Source organism: Pseudarthrobacter humi (genome assembly GCF_024294965.1).
Taxonomy (GTDB): Bacteria; Actinomycetota; Actinomycetes; order Actinomycetales; family Micrococcaceae; genus Arthrobacter; species Arthrobacter humi.
Map to the genome: position 1 here is coordinate 60,014 of NZ_JANCLV010000001.1, position 21,538 is coordinate 81,551.

18 protein-coding genes are annotated in these 21,538 nt (G+C 67.0%); 5 read left to right on the forward strand and 13 right to left on the reverse strand.

Going from position 1 to position 21,538, the window contains the following annotated elements:
- Window positions 1-105: 105 nt before the first annotated feature.
- The 3 genes from NFC73_RS00340 to NFC73_RS00350 all read right to left on the reverse strand — a co-directional run bounded on the left by NFC73_RS00340 (window position 106) and on the right by NFC73_RS00350 (window position 2,273).
- Window positions 106-1,302 (reverse strand): MFS transporter, encoded by a 1,197-nt coding sequence (locus NFC73_RS00340; protein ID WP_254746677.1) that lies wholly within the window; start codon window positions 1,300-1,302, stop codon window positions 106-108.
- Between the two features lie 118 nt (window positions 1,303-1,420).
- On the reverse strand, window positions 1,421-1,927 hold the full coding sequence (locus tag NFC73_RS00345) for an SRPBCC family protein (protein ID WP_254746679.1): 507 nt from the start codon (window positions 1,925-1,927) through the stop codon (window positions 1,421-1,423).
- A 13-nt stretch (window positions 1,928-1,940) separates the two neighbouring features.
- Window positions 1,941-2,273, reverse strand: a complete 333-nt coding sequence (locus NFC73_RS00350; protein WP_254746681.1) for an ArsR/SmtB family transcription factor — start codon at window positions 2,271-2,273, stop codon at window positions 1,941-1,943.
- Between the two features lie 188 nt (window positions 2,274-2,461).
- Between NFC73_RS00350 and NFC73_RS00355 the strand changes: the two genes are divergently transcribed.
- The 4 genes from NFC73_RS00355 to NFC73_RS00370 all read left to right on the forward strand — a co-directional run bounded on the left by NFC73_RS00355 (window position 2,462) and on the right by NFC73_RS00370 (window position 7,243).
- On the forward strand, window positions 2,462-2,863 hold the full coding sequence (locus tag NFC73_RS00355) for an Hpt domain-containing protein (RefSeq protein ID WP_254746683.1): 402 nt from the start codon (window positions 2,462-2,464) through the stop codon (window positions 2,861-2,863).
- Between the two features lie 83 nt (window positions 2,864-2,946).
- Window positions 2,947-3,963 (forward strand): magnesium and cobalt transport protein CorA, encoded by a 1,017-nt coding sequence (locus NFC73_RS00360; protein ID WP_254746685.1) that lies wholly within the window; start codon window positions 2,947-2,949, stop codon window positions 3,961-3,963.
- Between the two features lie 21 nt (window positions 3,964-3,984).
- Entirely contained in the window at window positions 3,985-4,977 is a 993-nt protein-coding gene (locus tag NFC73_RS00365; protein ID WP_254746687.1) for an o-succinylbenzoate synthase, read from the forward strand.
- Window positions 4,978-5,161: 184 nt separating this feature from the next.
- On the forward strand, window positions 5,162-7,243 hold the full coding sequence (locus NFC73_RS00370; protein WP_254746689.1) for a PhoX family protein: 2,082 nt from the start codon (window positions 5,162-5,164) through the stop codon (window positions 7,241-7,243).
- 131 nt (window positions 7,244-7,374) lie between these two features.
- On the opposite strand, the gene NFC73_RS00375 is transcribed toward NFC73_RS00370, so the two are convergent.
- From NFC73_RS00375 to NFC73_RS00400, 6 genes are all read right to left on the reverse strand, one after another.
- Window positions 7,375-9,015 (reverse strand): glucoamylase family protein, encoded by a 1,641-nt coding sequence (locus NFC73_RS00375; RefSeq protein WP_254746691.1) that lies wholly within the window; start codon window positions 9,013-9,015, stop codon window positions 7,375-7,377.
- Window positions 9,012-10,961 carry a glycoside hydrolase family 3 protein gene (locus NFC73_RS00380; protein ID WP_254746694.1) on the reverse strand — a complete coding sequence of 650 codons (1,950 nt, stop codon included), beginning with the start codon at window positions 10,959-10,961 and terminating at the stop codon, window positions 9,012-9,014. Before NFC73_RS00380 ends, NFC73_RS00375 begins: the two co-directional genes overlap by 4 nt.
- Window positions 10,962-10,996: 35 nt before the next feature.
- The gene (locus tag NFC73_RS00385; protein WP_254746697.1) at window positions 10,997-11,935 is read right to left on the reverse strand and encodes a carbohydrate ABC transporter permease; all 939 of its coding nucleotides are present in this window, start codon (window positions 11,933-11,935) and stop codon (window positions 10,997-10,999) included.
- Between the two features lie 4 nt (window positions 11,936-11,939).
- Window positions 11,940-12,881 carry a carbohydrate ABC transporter permease gene (locus NFC73_RS00390; protein ID WP_256548521.1) on the reverse strand — a complete coding sequence of 314 codons (942 nt, stop codon included), beginning with the start codon at window positions 12,879-12,881 and terminating at the stop codon, window positions 11,940-11,942.
- 23 nt (window positions 12,882-12,904) lie between these two features.
- Window positions 12,905-14,179: a sugar ABC transporter substrate-binding protein gene (locus NFC73_RS00395; RefSeq protein WP_254746703.1), complete on the reverse strand. Its 1,275-nt coding sequence runs from the start codon at window positions 14,177-14,179 to the stop codon at window positions 12,905-12,907.
- A gap of 235 nt (window positions 14,180-14,414) precedes the next feature.
- Entirely contained in the window at window positions 14,415-15,506 is a 1,092-nt protein-coding gene (locus tag NFC73_RS00400) for a LacI family DNA-binding transcriptional regulator (RefSeq protein ID WP_254746706.1), read from the reverse strand.
- A 94-nt stretch (window positions 15,507-15,600) separates the two neighbouring features.
- Between NFC73_RS00400 and menD the strand changes: the two genes are divergently transcribed.
- Window positions 15,601-17,295 carry a 2-succinyl-5-enolpyruvyl-6-hydroxy-3-cyclohexene-1-carboxylic-acid synthase gene (gene menD, locus NFC73_RS00405; protein ID WP_254746709.1) on the forward strand — a complete coding sequence of 565 codons (1,695 nt, stop codon included), beginning with the start codon at window positions 15,601-15,603 and terminating at the stop codon, window positions 17,293-17,295.
- A gap of 124 nt (window positions 17,296-17,419) precedes the next feature.
- Here menD and NFC73_RS00410 read toward each other — a convergent pair whose 3' ends face one another.
- From NFC73_RS00410 to NFC73_RS00425, 4 genes are all read right to left on the reverse strand, one after another.
- On the reverse strand, window positions 17,420-18,223 hold the full coding sequence (locus NFC73_RS00410; protein ID WP_254746711.1) for an amino acid ABC transporter ATP-binding protein: 804 nt from the start codon (window positions 18,221-18,223) through the stop codon (window positions 17,420-17,422).
- An 11-nt stretch (window positions 18,224-18,234) separates the two neighbouring features.
- Window positions 18,235-19,026: an amino acid ABC transporter permease gene (locus tag NFC73_RS00415; protein ID WP_254746713.1), complete on the reverse strand. Its 792-nt coding sequence runs from the start codon at window positions 19,024-19,026 to the stop codon at window positions 18,235-18,237.
- Between the two features lie 113 nt (window positions 19,027-19,139).
- Window positions 19,140-19,940 carry an ABC transporter substrate-binding protein gene (locus NFC73_RS00420; RefSeq protein ID WP_254746715.1) on the reverse strand — a complete coding sequence of 267 codons (801 nt, stop codon included), beginning with the start codon at window positions 19,938-19,940 and terminating at the stop codon, window positions 19,140-19,142.
- Window positions 19,941-20,165: 225 nt separating this feature from the next.
- The gene (locus NFC73_RS00425) at window positions 20,166-21,512 is read right to left on the reverse strand and encodes an isochorismate synthase (protein WP_254746717.1); all 1,347 of its coding nucleotides are present in this window, start codon (window positions 21,510-21,512) and stop codon (window positions 20,166-20,168) included.
- Between the last annotated feature and the right edge of the window lie 26 nt (window positions 21,513-21,538).

Genomic DNA, 21,538 nt, shown 5'->3' on the forward strand with positions numbered 1-21,538 from the left:
CTACCTAACGCGTGTGAGGTGCGCCCGGACCCGGGGTGCCGACGTTTGAGCCTCTCCCACGTGAGCAATGCAACGCGGGGTCACTTCCTGCCCGAAAACCTTCGTTTATCGGGCAGGAAGTGACCCCGCGTTGCTTGGGAGGTGCGCTTCAGGCAGGCGCGGGAGGCTGGCCGCCGCGACCAGCAGCGCCAGGGCTCCGAGGCCAAACGGGAGGGCGGTAAGTGTGGCGATCCCGCCTACCAGCAGCGGCCCGCCGGCGTCGCCGAGTTCCCGGCCAAGTTCCGCCGAACCCATGGTCCGGCCCATCCGCTCCGGCGGCGTGGTGTCGGCCAGGTGCGCGAAGCCGAGCGGCGTGGCGAGGCCGACCCCAGCGCCAATGGCCGCCGCGGCAATGAACAGCGTGACCGGGCCCGGGGTGAGGGCGATGAGTGCGACACCCGCGGCTGTAAGGAGGAGTCCCGCCGTCGTCCCTTTGTTATCGCTGATGCGGTGCGCGTCCCGCAGCCTGCCGATCCAGGGCTGGGTGAGCACCGACGTGATGGCCAGGACGCTGACCGCGGCCGTGCCGGCAACCGGGCCCAGGCCGTGCCGGGTGGCCAGGGCGGGAATGAATCCGATCGCCGCGCCGAGCGCCCCGGTCGAAGCTGCCAGCACCAGGGTCGGCACCAGGAAGCGCCGCTCGGCGACCTGGCGGGCGAGATCGAGCACGGTGTAACGCTGCCGGGGGAGCGTGGCCAGGTGCGGGACGGACACCAGCACCCACACGGCGGTGGCCGCGGCCAGCACCGAGAGGGCCCCGAACAGCAGGGCAAACCCGCCCGCGAGGATCAGGCCCGCCCCCAGCAGCGGACCGATGACGTACCCCAGGCTCTTCCACGAACCATACCGGCCGAAGTAGGTCCCGGCCTTCTTCCCCGCCGCCAGCCGTGCAACCATCGCGGACGACGCCGGCGAGAACGCCGAAGCCGCTGCGCCCTGCCCCAGCCGCGCGAGTCCCAGCATCAGCGGATTCGCCGCCCAGAGGCCGATCAGCGACAGCACCGCGAAGGCAAGGAGGCCGCCGACGATGACGGGTTTGGTTCCGATCCGGTCGCTCAGGGCGCCGAAGACCGGCTTGAGGAAAACCTCGGAAACGTCATAGAGGGCCAGCAGGATGCCCAGGTTGAGCAGCGTCAGGCCGATGTTCTCGCTCTGCGCGCCCATTCCGGCGGCGATGCTGTGGGCGCCGAACGCGGTGACGAAGCCGGCCGCGTACAGGGGGCTTGAAGCGGGGCGCGTGGCGAGGGGGGCTGGAGTTGTCACACCGTGGAGTGTAACAAGGTCCTCCCACTGCAACGCGGGGTCACCTCCGGCCCAATGATCTTCGTTTATCGGGCCGGAAGTGACCCCGCGTTGCGTTAAGAGAGGGGGATGGGGGCGTTTAGGTGAGGGACGCCGCCAGCTCCTCGATGATCTCGAACTGCTCGCGCACGCCGCCTTCCATGCCGGACTGCGCAATCATGTCCCGGACTTCCTTGCTCCCCGCATCGGTGCGGATCCGCACGGTGGTGGCGCCGCCGTCGGCCCCGTCAAAGGTGACCGTATTAAGCACGGCGCCCTCCTCGCTGTCCGGCGCAGTGCCCGGCATCTCCATGACCTCCGTGTGGACGATCCGCTCGTTGGGCACAATCTCCCGGTAGATGCCGTGGAAGGCAACCTCGAATTCGCCGTGCGCCACCATGACGTACCGCCACGCGCCGCCCACGCGGAAGTCCATGGCCGCCACAGTCATCTCACCGCGCCGGCCGGGCCACCATTTCCTGACGAGTTCCGGCGTTGTCCAGGCCCGGTAAACGAGGTGCGGGGGTGCGTTGAGGGTCCGCGTGATCAGGATTTCCGTGTCGCTGGGGAACGTCACATCCATGGTGCTGCTGCCTGCCTGTGCCATTGTCCTGCTCCTTTCAGTGCTCATCTTTGAGATCCCCCAGCACGTCCTCGAGGAGATCGAACCGCTCCTCCCAGAGGTGCTGGTAGCTGGCCACCCAGTCGTGGATGGGCTTGAGTGCCTGCGGATTGAGCCGGTAGAGCCGCTGCCGGCCTTCTTCACGCACGACGACGGCGCCCACCTCGCGCAGCACCCGCAAGTGCCGCGACACGTGCGGCTGTGCCAGGCCCAAAAGGGTCACCAGCTCGTTGACCGGGCGCTCGCCTTGAGTGAGGGCGTCCAGGATTTCCCGCCGGCGGGGCTCAGCCACCGCGTTGAACGCATCTGCCGTTGTTGCTGCCCGGGCCATGCCGCAATTGTATACCCATATGGATATGCATTGGAAGGGCGGACAGCTCATCTGCCACGCAGTGCCGACGAATTGAAAAGTCGAGTACCAACTACTGATGCTTTCGGCATCCCCGGCCGCATAGCGTCGTATGGGGGACCTGCGAGACGTCCATCGGTACACCGCTTCTGGGGGCAGGAAGGACAGCAATGGCGCCGGACGAGGGCAATGCCCTTCCCCTCCTGGATCCGGATGTCCTGGACCGGCTGCGGACAGAGCTCGAGGACGACGACGGCGTGTGGAAAGTCTTCGTGCAGAACTTCATCGAAAACCTGCCCCACAGGACTGAAAAGCTGCGTCTGACCCTGACCACCGGCGACCTGGCCGGTGCGATGGACGCGGTCCTCAGCCTCAAGACCTCCAGCCAGATGGTGGGCGCGGAGCGCCTGGCCGGACTTGCCATGGAGCTGGAACATGCCCTGCGTCACGAGACCCTCCACTCCGAACCCGCCCGGGTCCTGCCGCGGTTGGCGGCGGACCGCCTGCGCCAGATCATTCGCTGCGCCCGGCAGACCACCAACATCCTGCAGAAGTACCTGCACGCCGGGTGAGGCCCGCCTGCCCGCACTCTGGACGAGTGGGAGCGCGAAAGGAACACTGGGGTCAGGCGATGTTCCCACAAGGAGGCCCGGCCATGACCATCATCGATAACGCGGTGTACGTGGACGGGGTCAGGACGGCGGACCCCGTCAGTTTGGACGAGACGTATTTCGTCCTGAGGCAGCGCGAAGGAATGGCGTGGATAGGACTGTACCGCCCGGACGCCAAGGAAATCAGGTCGGTGGCCGAGGAATTCGACCTGAGCCCCCTTGCCGTGGAGGACGCCCTGGCCGGGCACCAGCGGGCCAAGCTGGAGCACTACGGCGAATGCGTCTTCCTGGTGCTCCGCCCCGCCCGCTACCTCGACGACGTGGAGAAAGTAGAATTCGGCGAGATCCACGTTTTTGTCGGCGCCGATTACGTGATCACCGTCCGCCACGCCGAATCTCCGGACCTGGCAAGGGTGCGCCAGCGGATGGAATCCACGCCGGAGTTCCTCGCCTTGGGCCCGGAGGCCGTGCTGTACGGGATCCTGGACCAGGTGGTTGACGAGTACGAACCCGTGGCCGCGGGTTTGGAGAACGATGTGGACGAGATCGAGGATGACCTCTTCGGCGCCGATCCGGACGTGTCGCGCCGGATCTACGAGCTCTCGCGCCAGGTCATCACCTTCCAGCGCGCCACCAGTCCGTTGGTTGGCATCCTCCAGGCCCTTATGGCGGGAACGCCGGAGCGCGAACCCGGACCCGAGCTGCAGGACCACTTCCGCGACGTGCTGGACCATGTGATCCGGCTGAATGAACGGGTGGCGTCCTTCCGCGCACTGCTGCAGAACGCCCTGGCCGTCAACGCTGCGCTGGTGGCGCAGCGGCAGAACGACGAAATGCGCAAGCTCACCGAATCCAGCTTCGCCCAGAGCGAGCAGGTGAAACGCATTTCGTCGTGGGCAGCCATCCTGTTTGCGCCCACGCTGGTGGGCACCATTTACGGCATGAATTTCACCAGCATGCCCGAGCTGAATTGGGTCTTCGGCTACCCGTTTGCCCTGGGCCTGATGGTTGCCATGGGGCTGGGGCTCTACTGGACCTTCAAGCACAACAAGTGGATTTAGGGCTGCCGGTACAGTGAATCCATGCCCGCCGCCTTGCCCTCCCTGGACGAACTGCTCGCCACTGCCCACGTGGTGAGCCTGCCTATGCGGGTGAAGTTCCGCGGCATCATGGAGCGCGAAACGCTGCTGCTGCGCGGCCCGCTCGGCTGGGGCGAGTTCTGCCCGTTCCCCGAATACGCCGACGCCGAAGCTTCCGGCTGGCTCGCCGCCGCCATCGAGGCCGGCTGGAACGGTTTCCCTTCGCCCGTCCGGTCGCTGATCCCCGTCAACGCCACCGTTCCCGCCGTTTCCGCGGACCGGGTGCCGGAGGTCCTGGCCCGGTTCGGCCGGGTGGACGCGGTCAAGGTCAAGGTGGCCGAGCAGGGGCAGACGCTCGACGACGACGCCGCCCGGGTCGCCGCCGTCCGTTCCGCGCTGCCGGACGCCGCCATCCGGGTCGACGCCAACGGGGGCTGGGACGTCGCGGAGGCCGTCGAGGCACTCACCCGGCTCGCCGCCGTCGGGCTTGAATACGCGGAGCAGCCGGTGCCCACCATCGAGGGGCTCGCCGAGGTGCGGCGGCAGTTGCGCGCCGCCGGGACGCCGGTGCTGATCGCCGCCGACGAAAGCGTGCGCAAGGAATCCGATCCGCTTAAGGTGGCCCGGGCCGGCGCGGCGGACCTGCTGGTTGTTAAGGTCGCGCCGCTCGGGGGAGTGCGGCGCGCGCTGGACATCGTGGCGCAGGCCGGGCTCCCCGCCGTCGTCAGTTCCGCGCTGGACACTTCCGTCGGCATCCGCGCCGGGCTGGCGCTGGCCGCTGCCCTGCCCGAGCTGCCGTATGCCTGCGGGCTGGGGACGGTGTCGCTGTTCGAATCGGACATCACGGTGGATCCGTTGGTGGCCGACGACGGCGCCATCCGCCTCCGCGAGGTCGCCGCCGACGCCGGGCTGCTGGAGCAGTATGCGGCTGCCGCGGAACGCCGCGACTGGTGGCTGGCCCGGCTGGGCCGAGTCCACGCCCTCCTCGCCCCCTGACGCTCTCTCACTTAACGCGGGTTTCTTGCGGACGCTCTCTCACTTAACGCGGGTTTTTGGGCAACGCTCTCTCACATCCCTGCAGGTCACGCGGGGTTAACCGGAACTTCACCCGGCGGACGGCTGGGCGTCGGAACCGGCTGACAGGGTGGCCGGGACCCGATCGTAAATTTGGAGGCACCCCTTGTCTGAAACGACAGCCCGCAAGTTCACCCTGCTGCCCATGCTCGGCCACACCAAGGGCAAGCGCAGCGCCGTCACGTGCGCCTTGAAGTGCGACAACGCCTGCGCCGGCGATGTCTGCAACACGAGTTCCAACAGCTATTTCCGGGACATCGCGTCCGCCACCATGTCCCGCCGCGCCGCCCTGGGCTTCGGCGCCGCCGGTGCGCTCGCCGTCGTCCTTGGCAGCGCCATTACCTCCGCGGAACCGGCAGTGGCCGGCGGCCCCGGGCTGGCCCCCGCCGCGAAGGAGGGCTTCGGCACGTCCAAGCTTCAGTTCACCGCCATTCCCTCGATTGATGCAATGGTGGACGCTGTCACCGTGCCGGAAGGCTTCACCTGGAAGCCGGTCATCCGCTGGGGCGACCCCATCTTCAACGACGCGCCGGAGCTGGACCTGAACAACCAGACGGTTGCAGCCCAGGAAAGGCAGTTCGGCTACAACAACGACTACACGGACATCCTCGAGATTCCGGGCAGCAAGGGCCGCCGCGCCGTTCTGTTCTCCAACCACGAGTACACCAACGACGCCATCATGTTCCCGCCCGCCATGCCGGCCGAGCAGCAGCGCAAAGTGGGAGCAGCCGCGCACGGGCTGTCCGTTGTGGAGCTGGAGCGCCACAACAAGAACCAGCCGTGGACCTATGTCAAGGGCGCGGAACTGAACCGCCGCTACCTGAACAGCACGGTCTACGAACTGACCGGCCCCGCTGCGGGATCTGCACTGGTCAAGACCGTCGAGGACAAGGACGGCCGCTTCATCAAGGGCACCCTGGGCAACTGCGCCGGCGGAACCACCCCTTGGGGCACCATCCTCTCCGGTGAGGAAAACTTCCAGGGCTACTTCGTCGGGAACGGCACTTCCCCCGGAGACAAGCGCTACGGCATCACCAGCAAGCCAACCGCCCGCCAGTGGGAACTGGACGAGGACCGCTGGGACACCCGCAAGCCCGGCTACGGGAACGAGGCCAACCGCTTCGGCTGGATCGTGGAAGTCGACCCCTTCGACCCCACCTCCACCCCGAAGAAGCATTCCTCCCTGGGCCGCTTCAAGCACGAGGGTGCCAACGTCATCATCGCCGAGTCCGGCCATGTGGTGGCCTACTCCGGCGACGACGAGCGCTTCGACTACCTGTACAAGTTCGTTTCCAAGGACAAGTACATCGAGGGCGACCGCAAGCACAACATGACGCTGCTCTCCGCCGGCAACCTGTACGTCGCCAAGTTCACCGGCAACTCACCGGCCACTGAAATCACCGGCACCGGGGCCGTCCCCGCCGACGGTGCGTTCGACGGCATCGGCCAGTGGCTGCCGCTGGTGGTGGACGGCAAGTCCGCTGTTGCGGGCATGACCGTCGAAGAGGTCCTGGTCTACACCCGCCTCGCGGCCGACAAGGTTGGCCCCACCAAGATGGACCGCTGCGAAGACGTGCAGCCCAGCCTCCACACGGGCAAGGTCTACGTGGCGTGCACCAACAACTCGGACCGCGGCAAGGTGGGCAAGGAAGGCGCCACCGAGGTCAACCCCCGCAACCAGAACCGCGACGGCCACATCGTCGAAATCACCGAGACCGGCGACCAGACCTCCACCACCTTCACCTGGAACCTGCTCATGGTCTGCGGCGATCCCAAGCAGGGCGACGTCACCTACTTCTCCGGCTTCCCGGTGGACCAGGTCTCGCCCATCTCCTGCCCGGACAACCTCGCCTTCGACTCCGTGGGCAACCTCTGGATCTCCACCGACGGCGCCCCCTCCGGCATCGGCCGTGCGGACGGGCTCTTCAAGGTCACCTTGGAAGGCGCAGAGCGCGGCAAGGTGGAGCAGTTCCTGGCTGTTCCGCGCGATGCCGAGACCTGCGGACCCGTCATCCACGATGAGGAGCGCACCGTGTTCGTCGCCGTGCAGCACCCGGGCGAGGACGGCACGTTCGAGAAGCAGGTTTCCTTCTTCCCGGACTACGTCACGGAAGGCACGACGCCGGCTCCCGGCCAGGTGCGCGCACCCCGCCCGTCAGTGATCCAGGTGTTCCGCACCGACGCCTAGCCTCACCCACGTACCAGGACGCTCTCTCACGTATTGAGGGTTTTTGGCCAACGCTCTATCACTTCCTGCTGCTCAGGCAGCGGGAAGTGATAGAGCGTTTGGCTTAAAGCGACATTACGTGAGAGAGCGTCCTAGCCGATCAGGCCGGCGCCGAACTCCTCTTCGGCGATGAGCGGCCTGATGACCGCTTCCACCTCGCCCTGAACGAAGTTGCGGCGGATCACGTTGTTGCCGAACACATTGCCGATGGCGCCCAGCACCATGGCCTGGTCCAGCGAGAGGTAGCGCCGGGCGATGGTGCCGGACTTTACGGCCACGGCATCGAAGAACCCGCCGGCGCCATAGGCTGCGAGGTCCCGTTCGATCTTCACCAGGTTGTCATACGCCTCGCGGGGCTCGTACTCCATGGCGAGGAACGCCGCGTGCGGAGTGACCACACCGTCTCCCCAGGCCGGCGTCGGGTTCGTGGCCGGCCGGCAGCCCTCAAAGCCCACGTCAACGCTGGTGCGTTCGACGTCGGACGGGTAGCCGTCGCTGCTCATGCCCAGGATGTCCATGCCCCACTCGGAATATCCGCCGTTGGGGTGGCTGGCGGGGGAGAATCCCCAGTAGCCGTACCTGGCGTCGTCCAGGCCGAACTCGCGCTGCGCCCGGACCGTCAGGGGGTGGTTGACGCCCCAGGCCTTCGGCGCCCAGGTGGATTCCGGCACGAACAGATCCGGCATCAGCGACTCAAACATGTCCCCGCCCCAGCTCGGCACGATCCGCATGCCGCGGTAGGTGTAGGCGCCTTCGAACACGTCGATGCCCATGTAGGTCCGGTGCTCGCCCACTGGCTTCTGCTCCTGCCAGGACCAGTCGCACGTGTCCGGGAAGACCCGCATGGTGGCGAAGTAGTGCGCGGGGGGAAGCTGGCCCAGGGCGATGCCGATATAGCTGGCGATGCGCGGCTCGGAGTTGGTGACGTCGTAGTGGTTCATCGTGTAGAAAACGTCGGGGCCCTTGCCAAGGTAGTTGCCCTGGACCGTCTCCACGGATGGTTTGACGTCGTAGAACCCGCCGCGGAGCAGGCCGGCAGCCACCCCGGGCCGGGCGTCCTTGTTGTAGAAGATCCCGAAATCCATCCTGCCAAGGATGGTGTTGGCCAGCCCGGCGAGCTTCGGCTCGGCGTTGCGGACCACCATGAGGGCCGCGGCGAACCAGCCGTTGTCCACGCTGGACATAAACGGCGCTACGGGGTTCCCGTTCTCGGGCCAGATGGTGATGACCCCGCCGGTGGCTTCGTCGTACCAGTTGTAAAGCATGCCGCTTGGTTCGTGGTGCTTGAGTCCTACCAGCGTGGTGAGGGTGCGCGTCAGTCGGTCGCGGCACTCGTCGGCGCTGATGATGTTCAGCTCCCGTGCCACCACCGTGCTCCACATGTAGCCGCCGATGTTGGTGGGCGACGTAAAACCGCTGCGCTTGGGCGCAGTGATGGACTCGCCGATGTAGTCAGCGGGCAGACCGGTTGCGGGATCGGTCATGGCCACCAAAGACTGCCAGGTGTCGTGCGCCCAGCGGTTGATGATTTTCCGGTCGATGCCCTCATTGTTCCGGGGGCGCGACAGCGGCGATGCCCCGCGGGATGCCGTGGATGCTGCGAGCTGGGCGGCGTAGCCGGGAGTCGCCGTTGCCGCTGCGATGCCGGAAACGGCGAAGGCTGCCGCACCGGCCAGGAGCTGGCGGCGGGTAGCGCTGGAGATTCTGGGGTTCGGCTCGACGTGCTGGTTCATGGGGTCTGTCCTAACGTGTCCGTTGTGGAGGTGGCCGTTGCAGACGCGGCAGACGCGGCCGTGGCCGGCTCCGGCAGGCTCAGGCCGTGTCCGAACGGGAAAAGGGGATCGGCGGTATCGCCGGGGACGTCCGGCCGGGAGGCCCGCACGGCATCCATCGACCGCGGGATTTCGAAGGGAAGGCGTCCTTCGGGCCCAATGCGCCCGAACAGCGCGTCCAGGAGCGCCGTGTCCGAAACACCGAACGTGCCCACCAGGGCCGCGGCAAATCCGGCCAGGGGCGTGAGGATCGCCGGCCGGTCCAGCCGCACGTCAATAATCAGCGGAACCTTTTCGGCCAGGGTGCGGAGCCGGGAGACCAGCCCGGGCGGGAAATCCAGGCTTCCCGCATGGAAGTGCTGCTCCAGGAACAGATCGTCCCGGTGGTCCCACGGCGAATGCAGCCGGATCACCGCAACATCCGCCTCCTCCGGGTCCGGCACCACGGTGCCGAAACCGTCGAGGCTCAGCGGGTCCACGCCCTCGAGGTAGACGGCCGGTGAGCCGGACAGGGGAAGGGAGGGCCCGACGTCGGACGTTCCGTTGGTGAGGACCGTGACGGACCGTGACTGGGCGCGGTGTCCTTCGCGCCGGAATTCGGCGTTCCCCACGATGCTGGCGGCGGCGTCCTCATCCACGAAGGGGTTGTCGAACAGGCCCAGCTGGAATTTCACCAGCAGCAGCCGGCGCGCGGATTCGTCCAACCGCGACTCGCTGACCAGCCCGTCCCGGACCAGGCCGATGAGCAGCTCGGTGCATTCCTCGCCGCCGAACTGGTCCACGCCGGCGTTGAGGATCTTCAGCATGCGTTCGGGCGCGGTGAGCTGTTCAACGCCCCATGCACGGGCCGGCAGGACCTGGTCGCCCACGATGTTGTCGTTGACCAGTTCCCAGTCGCTGAGAACCACGCCGTCGTAGCCGAGCTTGTCCCGGAGCAGGTTGGTGATGATCTGTTTGTTGTAGCCGAAGCCGACCTCCTCCACGGGTTCGCCGTCGAGTTCCACGCCCACCGGCATGCCGTAATAGGGCATGATGGCGCTGGTGTTCTCGGCGATCGCCGCCCGGAACGGGGCCAGGTGCTCGTCGAAGCGGCCGCCGGGGTAGACCTGCTCCCGACCGTACGGGAAGTGCGCATCCTCGCCGTCACGCTGCGGACCGCCGCCGGGGAAGTGCTTTGTGGTGCAGGCAACGCTGTCCGGCCCCAGCTCCGCGCCCTGGAACCCCTGGAGATACTCCACCACGTATTTGGAGCTGAGCTCCGAGTCCTGACCGAAGGTTCCCGCCTGCCGGCACCACCGCGGTTCGGTGGCCAGGTCAACGGTCGGGTGCAGCGCAGCGCGGATCCCGACGGCGGTGTATTCCTGCCGTGCGATCCCGGCGAAGCGGCGGATCAGGTCAGCACTGCCCACTGCGGCCAGGCCGATCGGCTCGGGCCACTGCGAAAAGTGGGCGGCGGTGAACGAGACGCCGGAGTTTTCGATGAACGCATGCCGCGGGTCCGTGGAGATGGTCACCGGAATGCCGTGCGGGGTCTGCGCGGCAAGGGCCTGCAGGGCGTTGCTCCAGCGGGCGGCCTCGCGGGCTGGGCCGAGGGCATGGACGTTGAAGTGGTTCATGAACTTGCCCAGGAGCACGGTGCTGGTGGGCGACTTGCTGATGTTGCCCGGTTGCTCGAGGAGTGTGCCGTCCGGACCGGTTTCGATGACCGTGTGGAACATCAGCCCGGCCTTTTCCTCGAGGCTGAGGCGGGCCACCAGGTCGGCGGCGCGCTCCTGCGGGCTGAGGTCCGGGTTTTCGAAGGGATCCATGATCCCGTTTCCGTTGAGGTCCCGGAAGGCTTTTCCGTCGGCGTTTCCGTCGGCGACGGACGTCCCGGGGCGTGCTTGATTCTGGGTTGATGCAGTCATAGTGGCTCTCTCGGGGAGAAGGGGCGGGGGAGCGGCTACTTGATGCCGGTGGCCGCGACGCCCTGGATGAAGTACTTCTGGAGGGCAACGAACAGCAGGATGATGGGCGTGATCACCAGCACCGAGCCGGCCAGGAGCAGGCCGTAGTCCGTGGCGTTCTGGCCGGTGGAGTAGAGGGACAGTGCCACCGGGAGGGTGTACATGTCCTCGCTCTGCGCCACCACCAGCGGCCACAGGAAGTTGTTCCAGGAGCCTAGGAAGGTCAGGATGCCGAGCGTGGCCAGCGGCGGCCCGCACAGCGGCATCACAATCCGCAGGAACGTGCGCAGCTCGCCGGCCCCGTCGATCCGGGCGGCTTCGATGAGCGAATCCGGGATGCCGGCGATGAACTGCCGCATCAGGAACACGCCCATGGGCGCGGCGAGGAACGGCAGGATCAGGGCCGGGTAGGTGCTGACCATTCCCAGCTTGCTGACCAGGACGAACAGCGGCACAAACGTCACCACACCGGGGACCATCAGCATGACCATCACCAGCAGGAACAGGAAACGTTTGCCGGGGAAGTCCATTTTCGCCAGCGCGTAGCCCACCATGGAGCAGAACAGCAGGTTGCCGAGCACCGTGAACACGGCCACCACAACGCTGTTAAGGAAAAACGTGCCGATCTGCAGCTCGGTGAACCAGACCACAAAGTTCTCCAGCGTGGGCTGTTCCGGCCACCAGGTGATGGGCCGGCGGAGCAGCTCGCCCTGGGTCTTGAACGCGCCGAGCAGCATCCAGGCAAACGGCAGCAGCGTGGCGGTCACGGCCACCAAGAGGGCCGCGTAGATCAGCGCCCGGCGTCCGGACACGCGGCGGCCAGTACGACGGCGGCGGGCCGGGGCGGGCGGCGACGCCGGCACCTGGGTGCCTCCCGCCGTCGTGCGTGCCGCTTGTGCGCGGGGGATGGTTGGTGCGGTTTCCGGGATGGTCATGTCCTCAGTCCTTGGATCGCAGGGCTCGGAATTGGATGAGGCTCAACAGCGCGATGGCCACGAAGAGCACGTAGCTGGCGGCGGAGGCGAGCCCGTATTTGCCGAACCCGAACTGGTTGAACGTGAAGTAGCTGACCGACAGGGTGGAGTCCAGCGGGCCGCCCTTGGTCATCACGAACGGCTCCTCGAAGAACTGGAGGAAGCCCACCGAGAGCAGGACCGTGCCCAGGAGCAGGGTGGGGCGGAGCATAGGCAGCGTGATCTTCATGAAGCGCTGCCAGGGACTGGCACCGTCCACTTCGGCGGCCTCCAGGATGTCCGCGGGGACGGTCTGGAGCCCGGCCAGGAAGATGATCATCAGGGTGCCCAGGTTGCGCCACACGGCCAGCAGGATCAGTGCCGGCATGGACCAGGTGGTGCTGTTGAGCCAGTCCGGGCCGGCGATGCCCACCCAGCCGAGGATGAGGTTCAGCAGGCCGTCCGGCTGGAGGATGAAGCGCCACACCACTGCTACGGCCACGATGCTCGTGACCACGGGAGTGTAGAAGCCTACGCGGAAGGCCGTACGGAAGCGGGTGATGCCGTTGTTCAGGGCCACAGCGAGGGCCAGGGCCAGGACGGTGGTGAGGGGGATGCCGGCCAGCACGAAGTAGGCCGTGTTCAGGATCGAGTGCAGGAACTGTGGATTCTTGAACAGGGCAACGTATTGGTCAAGCCCAACGAACCCAACGGCCAGCGGGTTGTCGATGTCGCGGCTGGTGAAATCCGTAAAGGACATCAGGAACGACGACACCAGCGGACCCAGCATAAACACGCCGAAAATGAGGACGAACGGCGCGGCGAACAGCCACGCGGTGATGGCGTTGCGGCGCCGGCGCGAGCCCCCGGGCCTGGCCTTTGCGCGGGCCGGCGGCCTGCCGGCACCCCTTGAGGTGCCGGCAGGCATCGTGTTGGTGGTGGCAGCCACTGTTACTTCCCGGTGCCGATCGAATCTGCGGCCTGCTGCAGCGACTTCAGCGCTTCGGCGGGATCCTTGCCGGCCTTGACGATCTGTTCGATTTCGCTGTCCGCGGCTGCCGCAACCTGGGTCCAGGTGGAAACGGCCGGCGGGTTGTTGGTGGTCTTCAGCTGTTCGCCGAAGATGGAGAGCTTGCTGTCTGACGCAAGCGACGGGTCCTTCCACGCGCTCTGCTGCGAGGGCAGGTCACCGGTGGCCTCGTACCACTTGAGCTGGACCTCGGGCTTGGACAGCCACTGGAGGAGCTTCCAGGACGCATCGCGGTTCTCGGACTTCTTGAAGACCACCATGTTGGAACCGCCCACGAAGGACGTTGAGGTCTTCTCCTTGGGCATCGGGGCCACCTTGTACTTGTCCTCAAAGCCGGGGCCGCCGGCCTTGTTGAGCAGGCCGACATGCCACGGGCCGCTCATCATCATGGGGGCTGAACCGTCCACGAAGGATGCTTCGGCAGTGGTTCCGGTGGACACGGCCTTGGAGGCGAGCGCGTCAGCGAAGAAGCTGGCGTAGTACTTCAGCGCCTCAGCCGCTTCCGGGGTGTCGAGGGTCCACTTGGTGCCGTCGTCGTTCATCAGCTTGGCGCCGTTGGACCACTGGAAGGGGAGGGTGTCCAGGTAGGAGCCGGCGACGCCGGCGGGCAGCTGGACTCCGTATTTTGCCCCGGCCTTCTCTTTGAGTGCCGTCGCGAGGGCTTTGAAGTCGTCCCAGGTTTCGGGCGCCTTGGTGATGCCGGCCTTTTCCGCGAGGTCGCTGCGGTAGTAGACCACGCGGGTGTCAACGTACCAGGGCACGCCGTAGGTGGTTCCCTCAACCTCGGTGGACTTTACGGAGCCCGGGAAGAAGTCGCTGGTGTCGATCTCCTTCGGTGTGGCGTCGAAGGAGTCGGCGAAGTCGCCCATCCAGGTGGTGCCCATCTGGGCCACGTCCGGGGTGGTGCCGCCGGCGATGGCGGTCTGGTACTTGCTGAGGGCGGCGTCCCAGGGGATGGCCGTGACGTTCACCTTGACGCCGGGGTTCTCGGCTTCGAATTCCTTCAACAGGGCGGGCAGTGCCTCGCCTTCGCTGCCCTGCGCCCACAGGGTGATGGTGCCCGACGCCGGCCCGGAGGCTATGGCTTCGGCCGGAGACGATGCGGTGGGGCCGGCGTCGTTCCGCCCGCAGGCGGTGAGGAGCAGGGCGGCGGCGATGCCGACGGCTGCTGCCTTCTTAGCATTCGGATGGATCATCATTGTTCCTTTCGTGGTTCCGCGGGCCGGCAGGTGGCACGGCGCGGAGGGAGCAGGAGAGGTGGAGCCATCCCGCGAGGAAATATCTAAGCGCTTTGATTCGGTTCGTAAGATCAATCTAAGCGCATTGAATGTGATCTTGGCAACAGCTGGCGCTAACTTTTTTTCGACGACTGGGCGCGAGCGGACACTTGGGCCCCGCCGTCGTGCGGTGGCCGTAAGCCTGACCGTGCGTCTAGCTCGGCTGGCAGCCGCAGCTCTCGCGCAGCACCAACCGCACGGGAAGTTTCAGGTCCACCGGGGGCTTCTCCGGGTGGTCCAGCCGGTCCAGGAGCAGCTCCACCATGGTCCGCCCCATCCGTTCCATCGGCTGCCGCACTGTGGTCAGCGAAGGCCGGATGACCCGCCCCGCGGCGATGCCGTCGAAGCCGGTCACGGCCACCTGCTTCGGCACCGCAACCCCGGCCGCGGCCAGCACATCCATAACAACCAGCGCATCCTGGTCGGTGGCGCAGACAAAGGCCTGCGGCAGGGAGCCCTGGTGGCAGATGGTCCGGACTGTTTCCGCGACGGTGAGCTCGCCGCCCGCGGGATACCGGGGCTCGTGCCGCAGCTTCACGCCCGCAGCGGCGAGGGCGCCCCGGAATGCCTCGAGCCGTTCGTCGTTGTCGGTGGACGGCATGGCGCCGATGAACATCAGCTCGGTCAGTCCATGCCCCTTGATCAGGTGCTCGGTGATTGCCCGCGCTCCGGAAGCGTTGTCCACGGTCACATGGTCCATACCCCGGTTACGAAGGCTCTCCGAGACCTCCACCACGGGGATGCGGCGGGCTATGCGGGCCAGGGCCTCGACAGGAACCGAGCGCGGGAACACGGCCAGCCCGTCAACCCTGCCGGCAATGTCCGACAGCACCGCTTCGTTGTTCGCGGGGTTGCCGCCGCCAACCAGCAGCGCCTGCCCCCGGCGCCAGCACTCCAGTTCGACGCCGCGCTGCACCTCGTCCACGTACAGGGGGAACAGGCGGAGGTTCCCCTCCTCGCGGTCGCCCGGTGCGTCCACGTCGTGCGGCAGGCCGCCCTGCACGCCGGGGCCTCCCGACGGATCCAACAGGTAGTCGTAGGCGAACAGGCCCAGGGCGCCGGTCCTGCCTCGCGCGAGTCCGCGGGCGCTGGCACTGGGCACGTAGCCCAGTTCGTCGGCGGCCGCGAGCACCAGTTCGCGGGTAGACGCCTTGACCTTCTCCGGCTGCCGGAACGTAAAAGAGACGGTTGCGATGGAGACGCCCGCGCGTTCGGCGACGTGGTAAACAGTGGGGCCCTTTGCCATGTGATTCTCCTTCTGCCCCCGAGTCTATGCGCTTAGTACGTGCGCGCGGGAGTCCCGGGGCGGGCAAGCGTCCACAGGATGGCAAACTGGTTCGGTGACTTCCCTGAACTCCCTCGCCGCCGCGCGGATCGCCGTCGACGCCCTGATCGACGGCGGCGTCCAGTACGTGGTGGTCTCGCCCGGATCACGTTCCGCCCCCATGGCCTACGCCCTGGCCGAGGCCGAAGCGGCCGGCCGCGTGGACCTGCTGGTCCGCATCGACGAACGTTCCGCCGGCTTCACCGCCCTTGGCCTGGCCCTGTCCACCGGCTCCCCGGCGGCCGTCCTCACCACCTCAGGCACCGCCGTCGGGAATCTTATGCCCGCCGTGATGGAGGCCAACCACGCCGCCGTCCCGCTCGTGGTGGTGTCCGCTGACCGGCCCGAAGAGCTGCAAGGGACCGGCGCCAACCAGACCACCATCCAGCTGGACCTGTTCGGCGAGCACGTGCGCTTCGCCGCCGACGTCCCTGCCGGCAGCAACCCGCTGCGCGCGGTGGAAACGGCGCTCGCCGCGGCCACCGGAGCGTTTTCCGACCTCGCACCCGGGCCCGTCCAGCTGAACCTGGCGTTCCGCGACCCGCTGGTTCCTTCACCGGGGGAGGGGCTTCCGACGGCGGCCGGGCATCCCCGGTTCCGGATCGGCACCGACCCGCTCACCATGAACCTGCCGCCCGCCCCTGCCTCGCTGGAGGAAAGGCGCACCGTGGTGCTGGCAGGGCACGACGCCGGGCCGGTCGCCGAGGCGTTCGCCCGCGCACACGGCCTGCCGCTGCTCGCGGAGCCGTCCTCAAACGCCCGGTTCGGACCCAATGCCGTGGGCCCGTACCGGCTGCTGCTGGAGCATTTCGGAGCGTCGTCCGCGCTGCCTATCGAACGGGTGGTGATGTTCGGCCGGCCCACGTTGTCCCGCCCGGTTGCCGCGCTGTTGGAGCGTGCCGACGTGCCGTCCGCGCTGTACCAGCCGGTTCCCGTGGCCTGGTATCAGCCGGGCCGGCGCACGGAACTTCCGCTGGAGAACCTGGCCGATCTCGCCGATTTCGCCGGCCGCGGCCCGTCCGACTGGCTGGATGCCTGGCTGCTGGCCGGTGCCGCCGCGCAGCACGCGCTCGACGGCGTCCTGGCCGCCGAGCCAGCCGCTTCCGGACCCTCCGTGGGCGCCCAGGTCTGGCAGCACGCCCGCGGCCAGCTGGTGCTGGGATCCTCCAACGGCATCCGCGACGTTGATCTGGCTGGTCTCCCCGCCGCCGCGCCGGCGGCCACGGTGTACGCCAACCGCGGCCTCGCCGGGATCGACGGCACCATCTCCACCGCCACCGGGATTGCCATCGGCGGCCGCCAGGACACCACGCTGCTGCTGGGTGACGTCACCTTCCTGCATGACGCCGGCGGCCTGCTCCTGGGGTCCGGCGAACCCGAACTTGGGCTCCGGATCGTCGTTTTGAACGACTCCGGCGGGGCAATCTTTGATCTGCTGGAGCACGGGGCTGTGCGTGAATCCGGACGCTACACGGACGCCGTCGAACGGCTCTTCGGCACCCCCCACACCGTGGACATCGCGGCACTCGCGGCGGCGTACGGCGTCGGGCATTGCTCGGTAAGTACGACGGCGGGACTCGCCGAGGCGCTCGCCGCACCGCTGAAGGGGCGCAGCATCATCGAAGTCCGCACCGACCGTGTTGGCCTCCGCGCGCTCCACACCCGCATCAAGGCTGCCGTCGCCGCCGCCGTGTCGGCCGTCGGAGCGTAGGATCCTGCTCGCGGCTGGCTGACGCGTGGAAGACCCTATGACGCGCAAATGCCCTGTCGCTACCGGTATTTCAGTGGCGACAGGGCATATGCGCGTCGACAGGGAGGCGCCGCGTCGAAAGCGGCTACTCCTCGATCTCGATGTGCGTCGGGTCCAGTACCCGGCGCAGGAACTCCTTGGTGCGGGCCTGGGTGGGAGCGGAAATGACCCGCTCGGCCACGCCTTCCTCCACCACAACGCCGCCGTCCATAAACACCACGCGGTCGGCAACTTCGCGGGCGAAGCCCATCTCGTGGGTCACCACCAGCATGGTCATGCCCTCCTTGGCGAGGTTCCGCATGACCGAGAGGACATCGCCCACGGTCTCGGGGTCCAGCGCGGAGGTGGGCTCGTCAAACAGCATCAGTTCGGGGTCCATGCTCAGCGCCCGGGCAATCGCTACGCGCTGCTGCTGGCCGCCCGAAAGCTGGTCCGGGAAGCGGTCGGCGAGGTGCCCCAGGCCCACCCGGTCCAGGTTGTGCTGGGCCACCCGATCGGCCTCTTCCTGGGACCGCTTCAGGACCTTCGTCTGCGCGATGGTGCAGTTCCGCTTGGCGTCCAGGTGCGGGAACAGGTTGAACTGCTGGAACACCATGCCCACCTTGCGGCGCATTTTGTCGATGTCCACGTCGGGGTCTGTGGCTTCGAAGCCGCCCACATGGATGGCGCCCTCGTTGGGCTGCTCGAGGAGGTTGACGCAGCGCAGGAGCGTGGATTTGCCGGAGCCGGACGGGCCGATCAGGCACACCACTTCGCCGGGGGCGACGTCCAGGCTGATGCCCTTGAGGACCTCATTGCTGCCGTAGGACTTGCGGAGGTCCTTGATGGACACTCCGGCCGCGTTGATGGTGCCGGTGTTGCCGGCGGAGGAATTTACGACGTCGTTCATGGCTTCCCTGCCTATCGCTTGGTCCGCGCGGAGCGGCTTTCGAACTTCCGGGCCAGGAGGCTCAGCGGGATGGTGATGACCAGGTAGAAGGCGCCGGCTACGAGGAGCGGCGTCAGGCCTGCGCCCAGGCTGGAGATGCCGTCGCGGCCGAACTTGGTGAGCTCGTACTGCGATGCCGTGAGGCCCAGGACGTAGATCAGCGAGGAGTCCTTGGTCAGCAGGATGACCTCGTTGGTCAGCGGCGGGAGGACAATCTTGAACGCCTGCGGAATGACGATGGACACCATGGCCCGCCACTGCGGCATGCCCAGCGACCGTGCGGCTTCGAGCTGTCCCTTGGGGACGGCCTGGAGGCCGGCGCGGAGGGTTTCGGCGATATATGCCGAGGCCACCATACCCAGTGAGATCATGACCACCAGGGTGACGTTCCACTGGACGCCAAACGCGAGCGGGACACCGTAGCCGAACGCGATGAACACCAGCAGCGCCGGGATGCCGCGGAAGAACTCGATGTAGCCGGTGGCGATCCAGCGGTACAGCGGGAAGCTGGACAGCTTCATCAGGGCCAGCAGCAGGCCGCCGGAGAGGCCCACGACGAAGCCGAGGAACGTGTAGATCAGGGTGTTCTTAAGGCCCACCAGGAAGATGTCCGGGAACATCGGGCCGATCTTGCCGAAGTTGAAGACACTGGTGCCGACGGTCTTCCAGTCGGTGGCCAGGACCAGCGCGGCCACGGCCACAACGAAGATGCCGATCTGGACGTACAGGCTCACTTTGGCCCGTTGACGTGCGGTCATTGCCATGGGGTGCTCACATTCATTTGCGTGGCTGAGGCCCCGGACGGGCTGCAGCGCAGTCCGTGCGGGGCCCCAGCGGCGTGGTTCTCAGGGCTGTGAAGGTCAGTCCGGAATGCCGGCTACTTGGCGGTCTCGCCGAACCAGGTGGTTTCGAACTTCTTCAGGCTGCCGTCGTCGGTCAGGCGCTTCAGGGTTCCGTTGACCTTCTCGGCCATGGCGGTGTTGCCCTTCTTGATGGAGATGCCCAGTTTCTCGCCCGTGGCGTAGTCATCGACACGCTCGAACTTGGGATCATCCTTGATGGCGTAGGCCAGGATTGACTGGTTGCCCAGGGCAGCGTCGATGGTGCCGGCCAGGAGAGCCTGGACCAGGAGGCCACTGTCCTCGAACTGCTGGGCGTCGAGGCCGTTCTCCGCCGCGTACTTTGCGCCGGTGGTGGCCTGCTGGACGCCCACCTTCTTGCCCTTGGCGCTGTTGATGTCCGTGATCCCGGACGCCTTGGTGGCCACGAGGGTGAGGTCATCGTCCATGTACGGGTTGGAGAAGTCCATGACCGACTTGCGGACATCCGTGATGGAAATCGAGGAGATGGAGACGTCGCAGCCGGTGAGGGCGGTTCCGGTCTCGATGGCCTCGAAGGAGCTGTCCACAATGCTCAGTTCGGCGCCGAGGTCCTTGGCGACTTCATTGGCGATGTCGATGTCGAAGCCAACGATCTTGCCGTCCTTCTGGAATTCGAAGGGCTCGTAGGGGACGTCGGAGCAGACCGTGAGCTTGCCGGCGTTGATGAGCTGGATGCCGCCCTCGGTCGCAGCCGGGGTGGTGCTGCCGCCGCAGGCAGTGAGGGTGAGCGCGCCGGCGGCCAGGATTGCTGCTGCCTTGGCGGCGAACTTGGCCTGGGCCAGGGACTTGAGCTGCATGTTCTTTACCTTTTGTTGCAGGGGATATGCCGTACTAAATCGGTTCATAGTGTAGCGCCGAATGAGAGATGTGCATCACACGAAACTTAGTTTCACTATTGGATAACTAAATCACAGCCTAAATCAAGACCCGGGAGGCGGCGTGTGTCTGGAATTCCGGACACGGCCCCCAAGTAGGTAGCAGCAGATGTCGTTTTGGGCGCTCAAAACGACATGTCCTGCTACCTAGTTGGAAATCCCCAGCGACTCCAGCATCGGCCGGAACTTCGCCCACGTCTCCGCCAGTTCGGCCGCCGGCTGGGAGCCGTCCACTATGCCGCAACCGGCATATAACCGCACGGTATGCGGATCCTCAATCACGGCCCCGCGCAGCGCGATGCCCCATTCGCCATTGCCGGCGGCGTCGAGCCAGCCCACCGGCCCCGCGTACGGGCCCCGGTCCAGGTGTTCAAGCTTGCGGATCAGGGCGCCGGCCACCAGCGTGGGCGTGCCACAGACCGCGGCCGTGGGATGCAGCGCGTTGATCAGCGCGAGGCATGTTGGCACATGGCCCTCTACCTCGGCGAGCTCCGCTTTTACGTCCGATGCCAGGTGCCATACGTTCGGCAGCTCCAGGATGAACGGCTCGTCGTGCGCGTTCATGGCCTCGGAAAACGGTGCCAGCTGCGATGTCAGCGACTGGATCGCGATCTCGTGCTCGTGCCGCTGCTTCTCCGACCCGGCCAGCACCCGCTCGGCGTAATCCATGGGAATGCCGGCCTCGCCGTGCGCATCGCGGCGGTCCAGCGTCCCGGCCAGCACGCGCGCCTGGGCAGTGCGGCCCTCCACCTGGATCAGCATCTCCGGGGTGGCGCCCACCAGCCCGTCCACGCCATACGTCCAGCATTCGCGGTACCGCACGGCGAGCTCGCGCAACACCTGCGCCGCGTTCACGCCCGACGGCAGCGTGGCCACGATGTCCCGTGCCAGCACCAGTTTCTCCAGTGCGCCGGTCCGGATCTCCGCCACGCCGGCGGCGACGGCGGCCATCCAGTCCTCCTCGCTGAGCGAACCGGTGTGCAGGGTGGCCCCGTTGGCGGAAGGCAAAGGACGCACGACGGCGCCGGCCTCACCACCGGCGGGGACGTCAGCGGCGGTGCTGCCACCGCTCAGCCAGCCGGCGAGGGCGGCGAGGGCGCCCGCCTCCGTGAGTTCGCCGTCGTCGACCGTCAGCTGGGTGAGCCAGTACCGGCCGTCGCGGACGCCCACCACGATCTCCGGCACGATCAGGCGCGATACGTGGGTGGACTTCTTGGAAAACGCGAAGGAGCCGAAAGCCACCGGGCCGGTGCCGGGCAGTTCCACCGAGTCGGTGATGTCCGCTTCGAGGACCAGGTGGCGCCACCAGATATCCGCTTCGAGAAAACGCTCGGGGCCGGTGGCGGTGAAGCGGGCGATCTCGCCGAAGCCCACCAGGCCGGCTTCGCGGCGGGTCCAGCAGAGGACGTCGTCCCGGACCAGAAACTGTGGCAGTCCGCCGGCGGACGCGGTGCCATCCAGGGGGACTGTGAGGGTGCGGAACGTGCTCGTCATGATGAGACAACACTACTCCCGCGCGT

Excerpts from the sequence above, each read along its gene's own strand:
- NFC73_RS00400 (WP_254746706.1), bottom strand. The coding sequence starts at position 15,506 with ATGGCAAAGGGCCCCACTGTTTACCACGTCGCCGAACGCGCGGGCGTC.
- NFC73_RS00395 (WP_254746703.1), bottom strand. The coding sequence starts at position 14,179 with ATGATCCATCCGAATGCTAAGAAGGCAGCAGCCGTCGGCATCGCCGCC.
- NFC73_RS00410 (WP_254746711.1), bottom strand. The coding sequence starts at position 18,223 with ATGAACGACGTCGTAAATTCCTCCGCCGGCAACACCGGCACCATCAAC.
- NFC73_RS00345 (WP_254746679.1), bottom strand. The coding sequence starts at position 1,927 with ATGGCACAGGCAGGCAGCAGCACCATGGATGTGACGTTCCCCAGCGAC.
- NFC73_RS00425 (WP_254746717.1), bottom strand. The coding sequence starts at position 21,512 with ATGACGAGCACGTTCCGCACCCTCACAGTCCCCCTGGATGGCACCGCG.
- NFC73_RS00420 (WP_254746715.1), bottom strand. The coding sequence starts at position 19,940 with ATGCAGCTCAAGTCCCTGGCCCAGGCCAAGTTCGCCGCCAAGGCAGCA.
- NFC73_RS00355 (WP_254746683.1), top strand. The coding sequence starts at position 2,462 with ATGGCGCCGGACGAGGGCAATGCCCTTCCCCTCCTGGATCCGGATGTC.
- NFC73_RS00365 (WP_254746687.1), top strand. The coding sequence starts at position 3,985 with ATGCCCGCCGCCTTGCCCTCCCTGGACGAACTGCTCGCCACTGCCCAC.
- NFC73_RS00415 (WP_254746713.1), bottom strand. The coding sequence starts at position 19,026 with ATGGCAATGACCGCACGTCAACGGGCCAAAGTGAGCCTGTACGTCCAG.
- NFC73_RS00385 (WP_254746697.1), bottom strand. The coding sequence starts at position 11,935 with ATGACCATCCCGGAAACCGCACCAACCATCCCCCGCGCACAAGCGGCA.
- NFC73_RS00380 (WP_254746694.1), bottom strand. The coding sequence starts at position 10,961 with ATGACTGCATCAACCCAGAATCAAGCACGCCCCGGGACGTCCGTCGCC.
- NFC73_RS00360 (WP_254746685.1), top strand. The coding sequence starts at position 2,947 with ATGACCATCATCGATAACGCGGTGTACGTGGACGGGGTCAGGACGGCG.
- NFC73_RS00350 (WP_254746681.1), bottom strand. The coding sequence starts at position 2,273 with ATGGCCCGGGCAGCAACAACGGCAGATGCGTTCAACGCGGTGGCTGAG.
- NFC73_RS00390 (WP_256548521.1), bottom strand. The coding sequence starts at position 12,881 with ATGCCTGCCGGCACCTCAAGGGGTGCCGGCAGGCCGCCGGCCCGCGCA.
- NFC73_RS00375 (WP_254746691.1), bottom strand. The coding sequence starts at position 9,015 with ATGAACCAGCACGTCGAGCCGAACCCCAGAATCTCCAGCGCTACCCGC.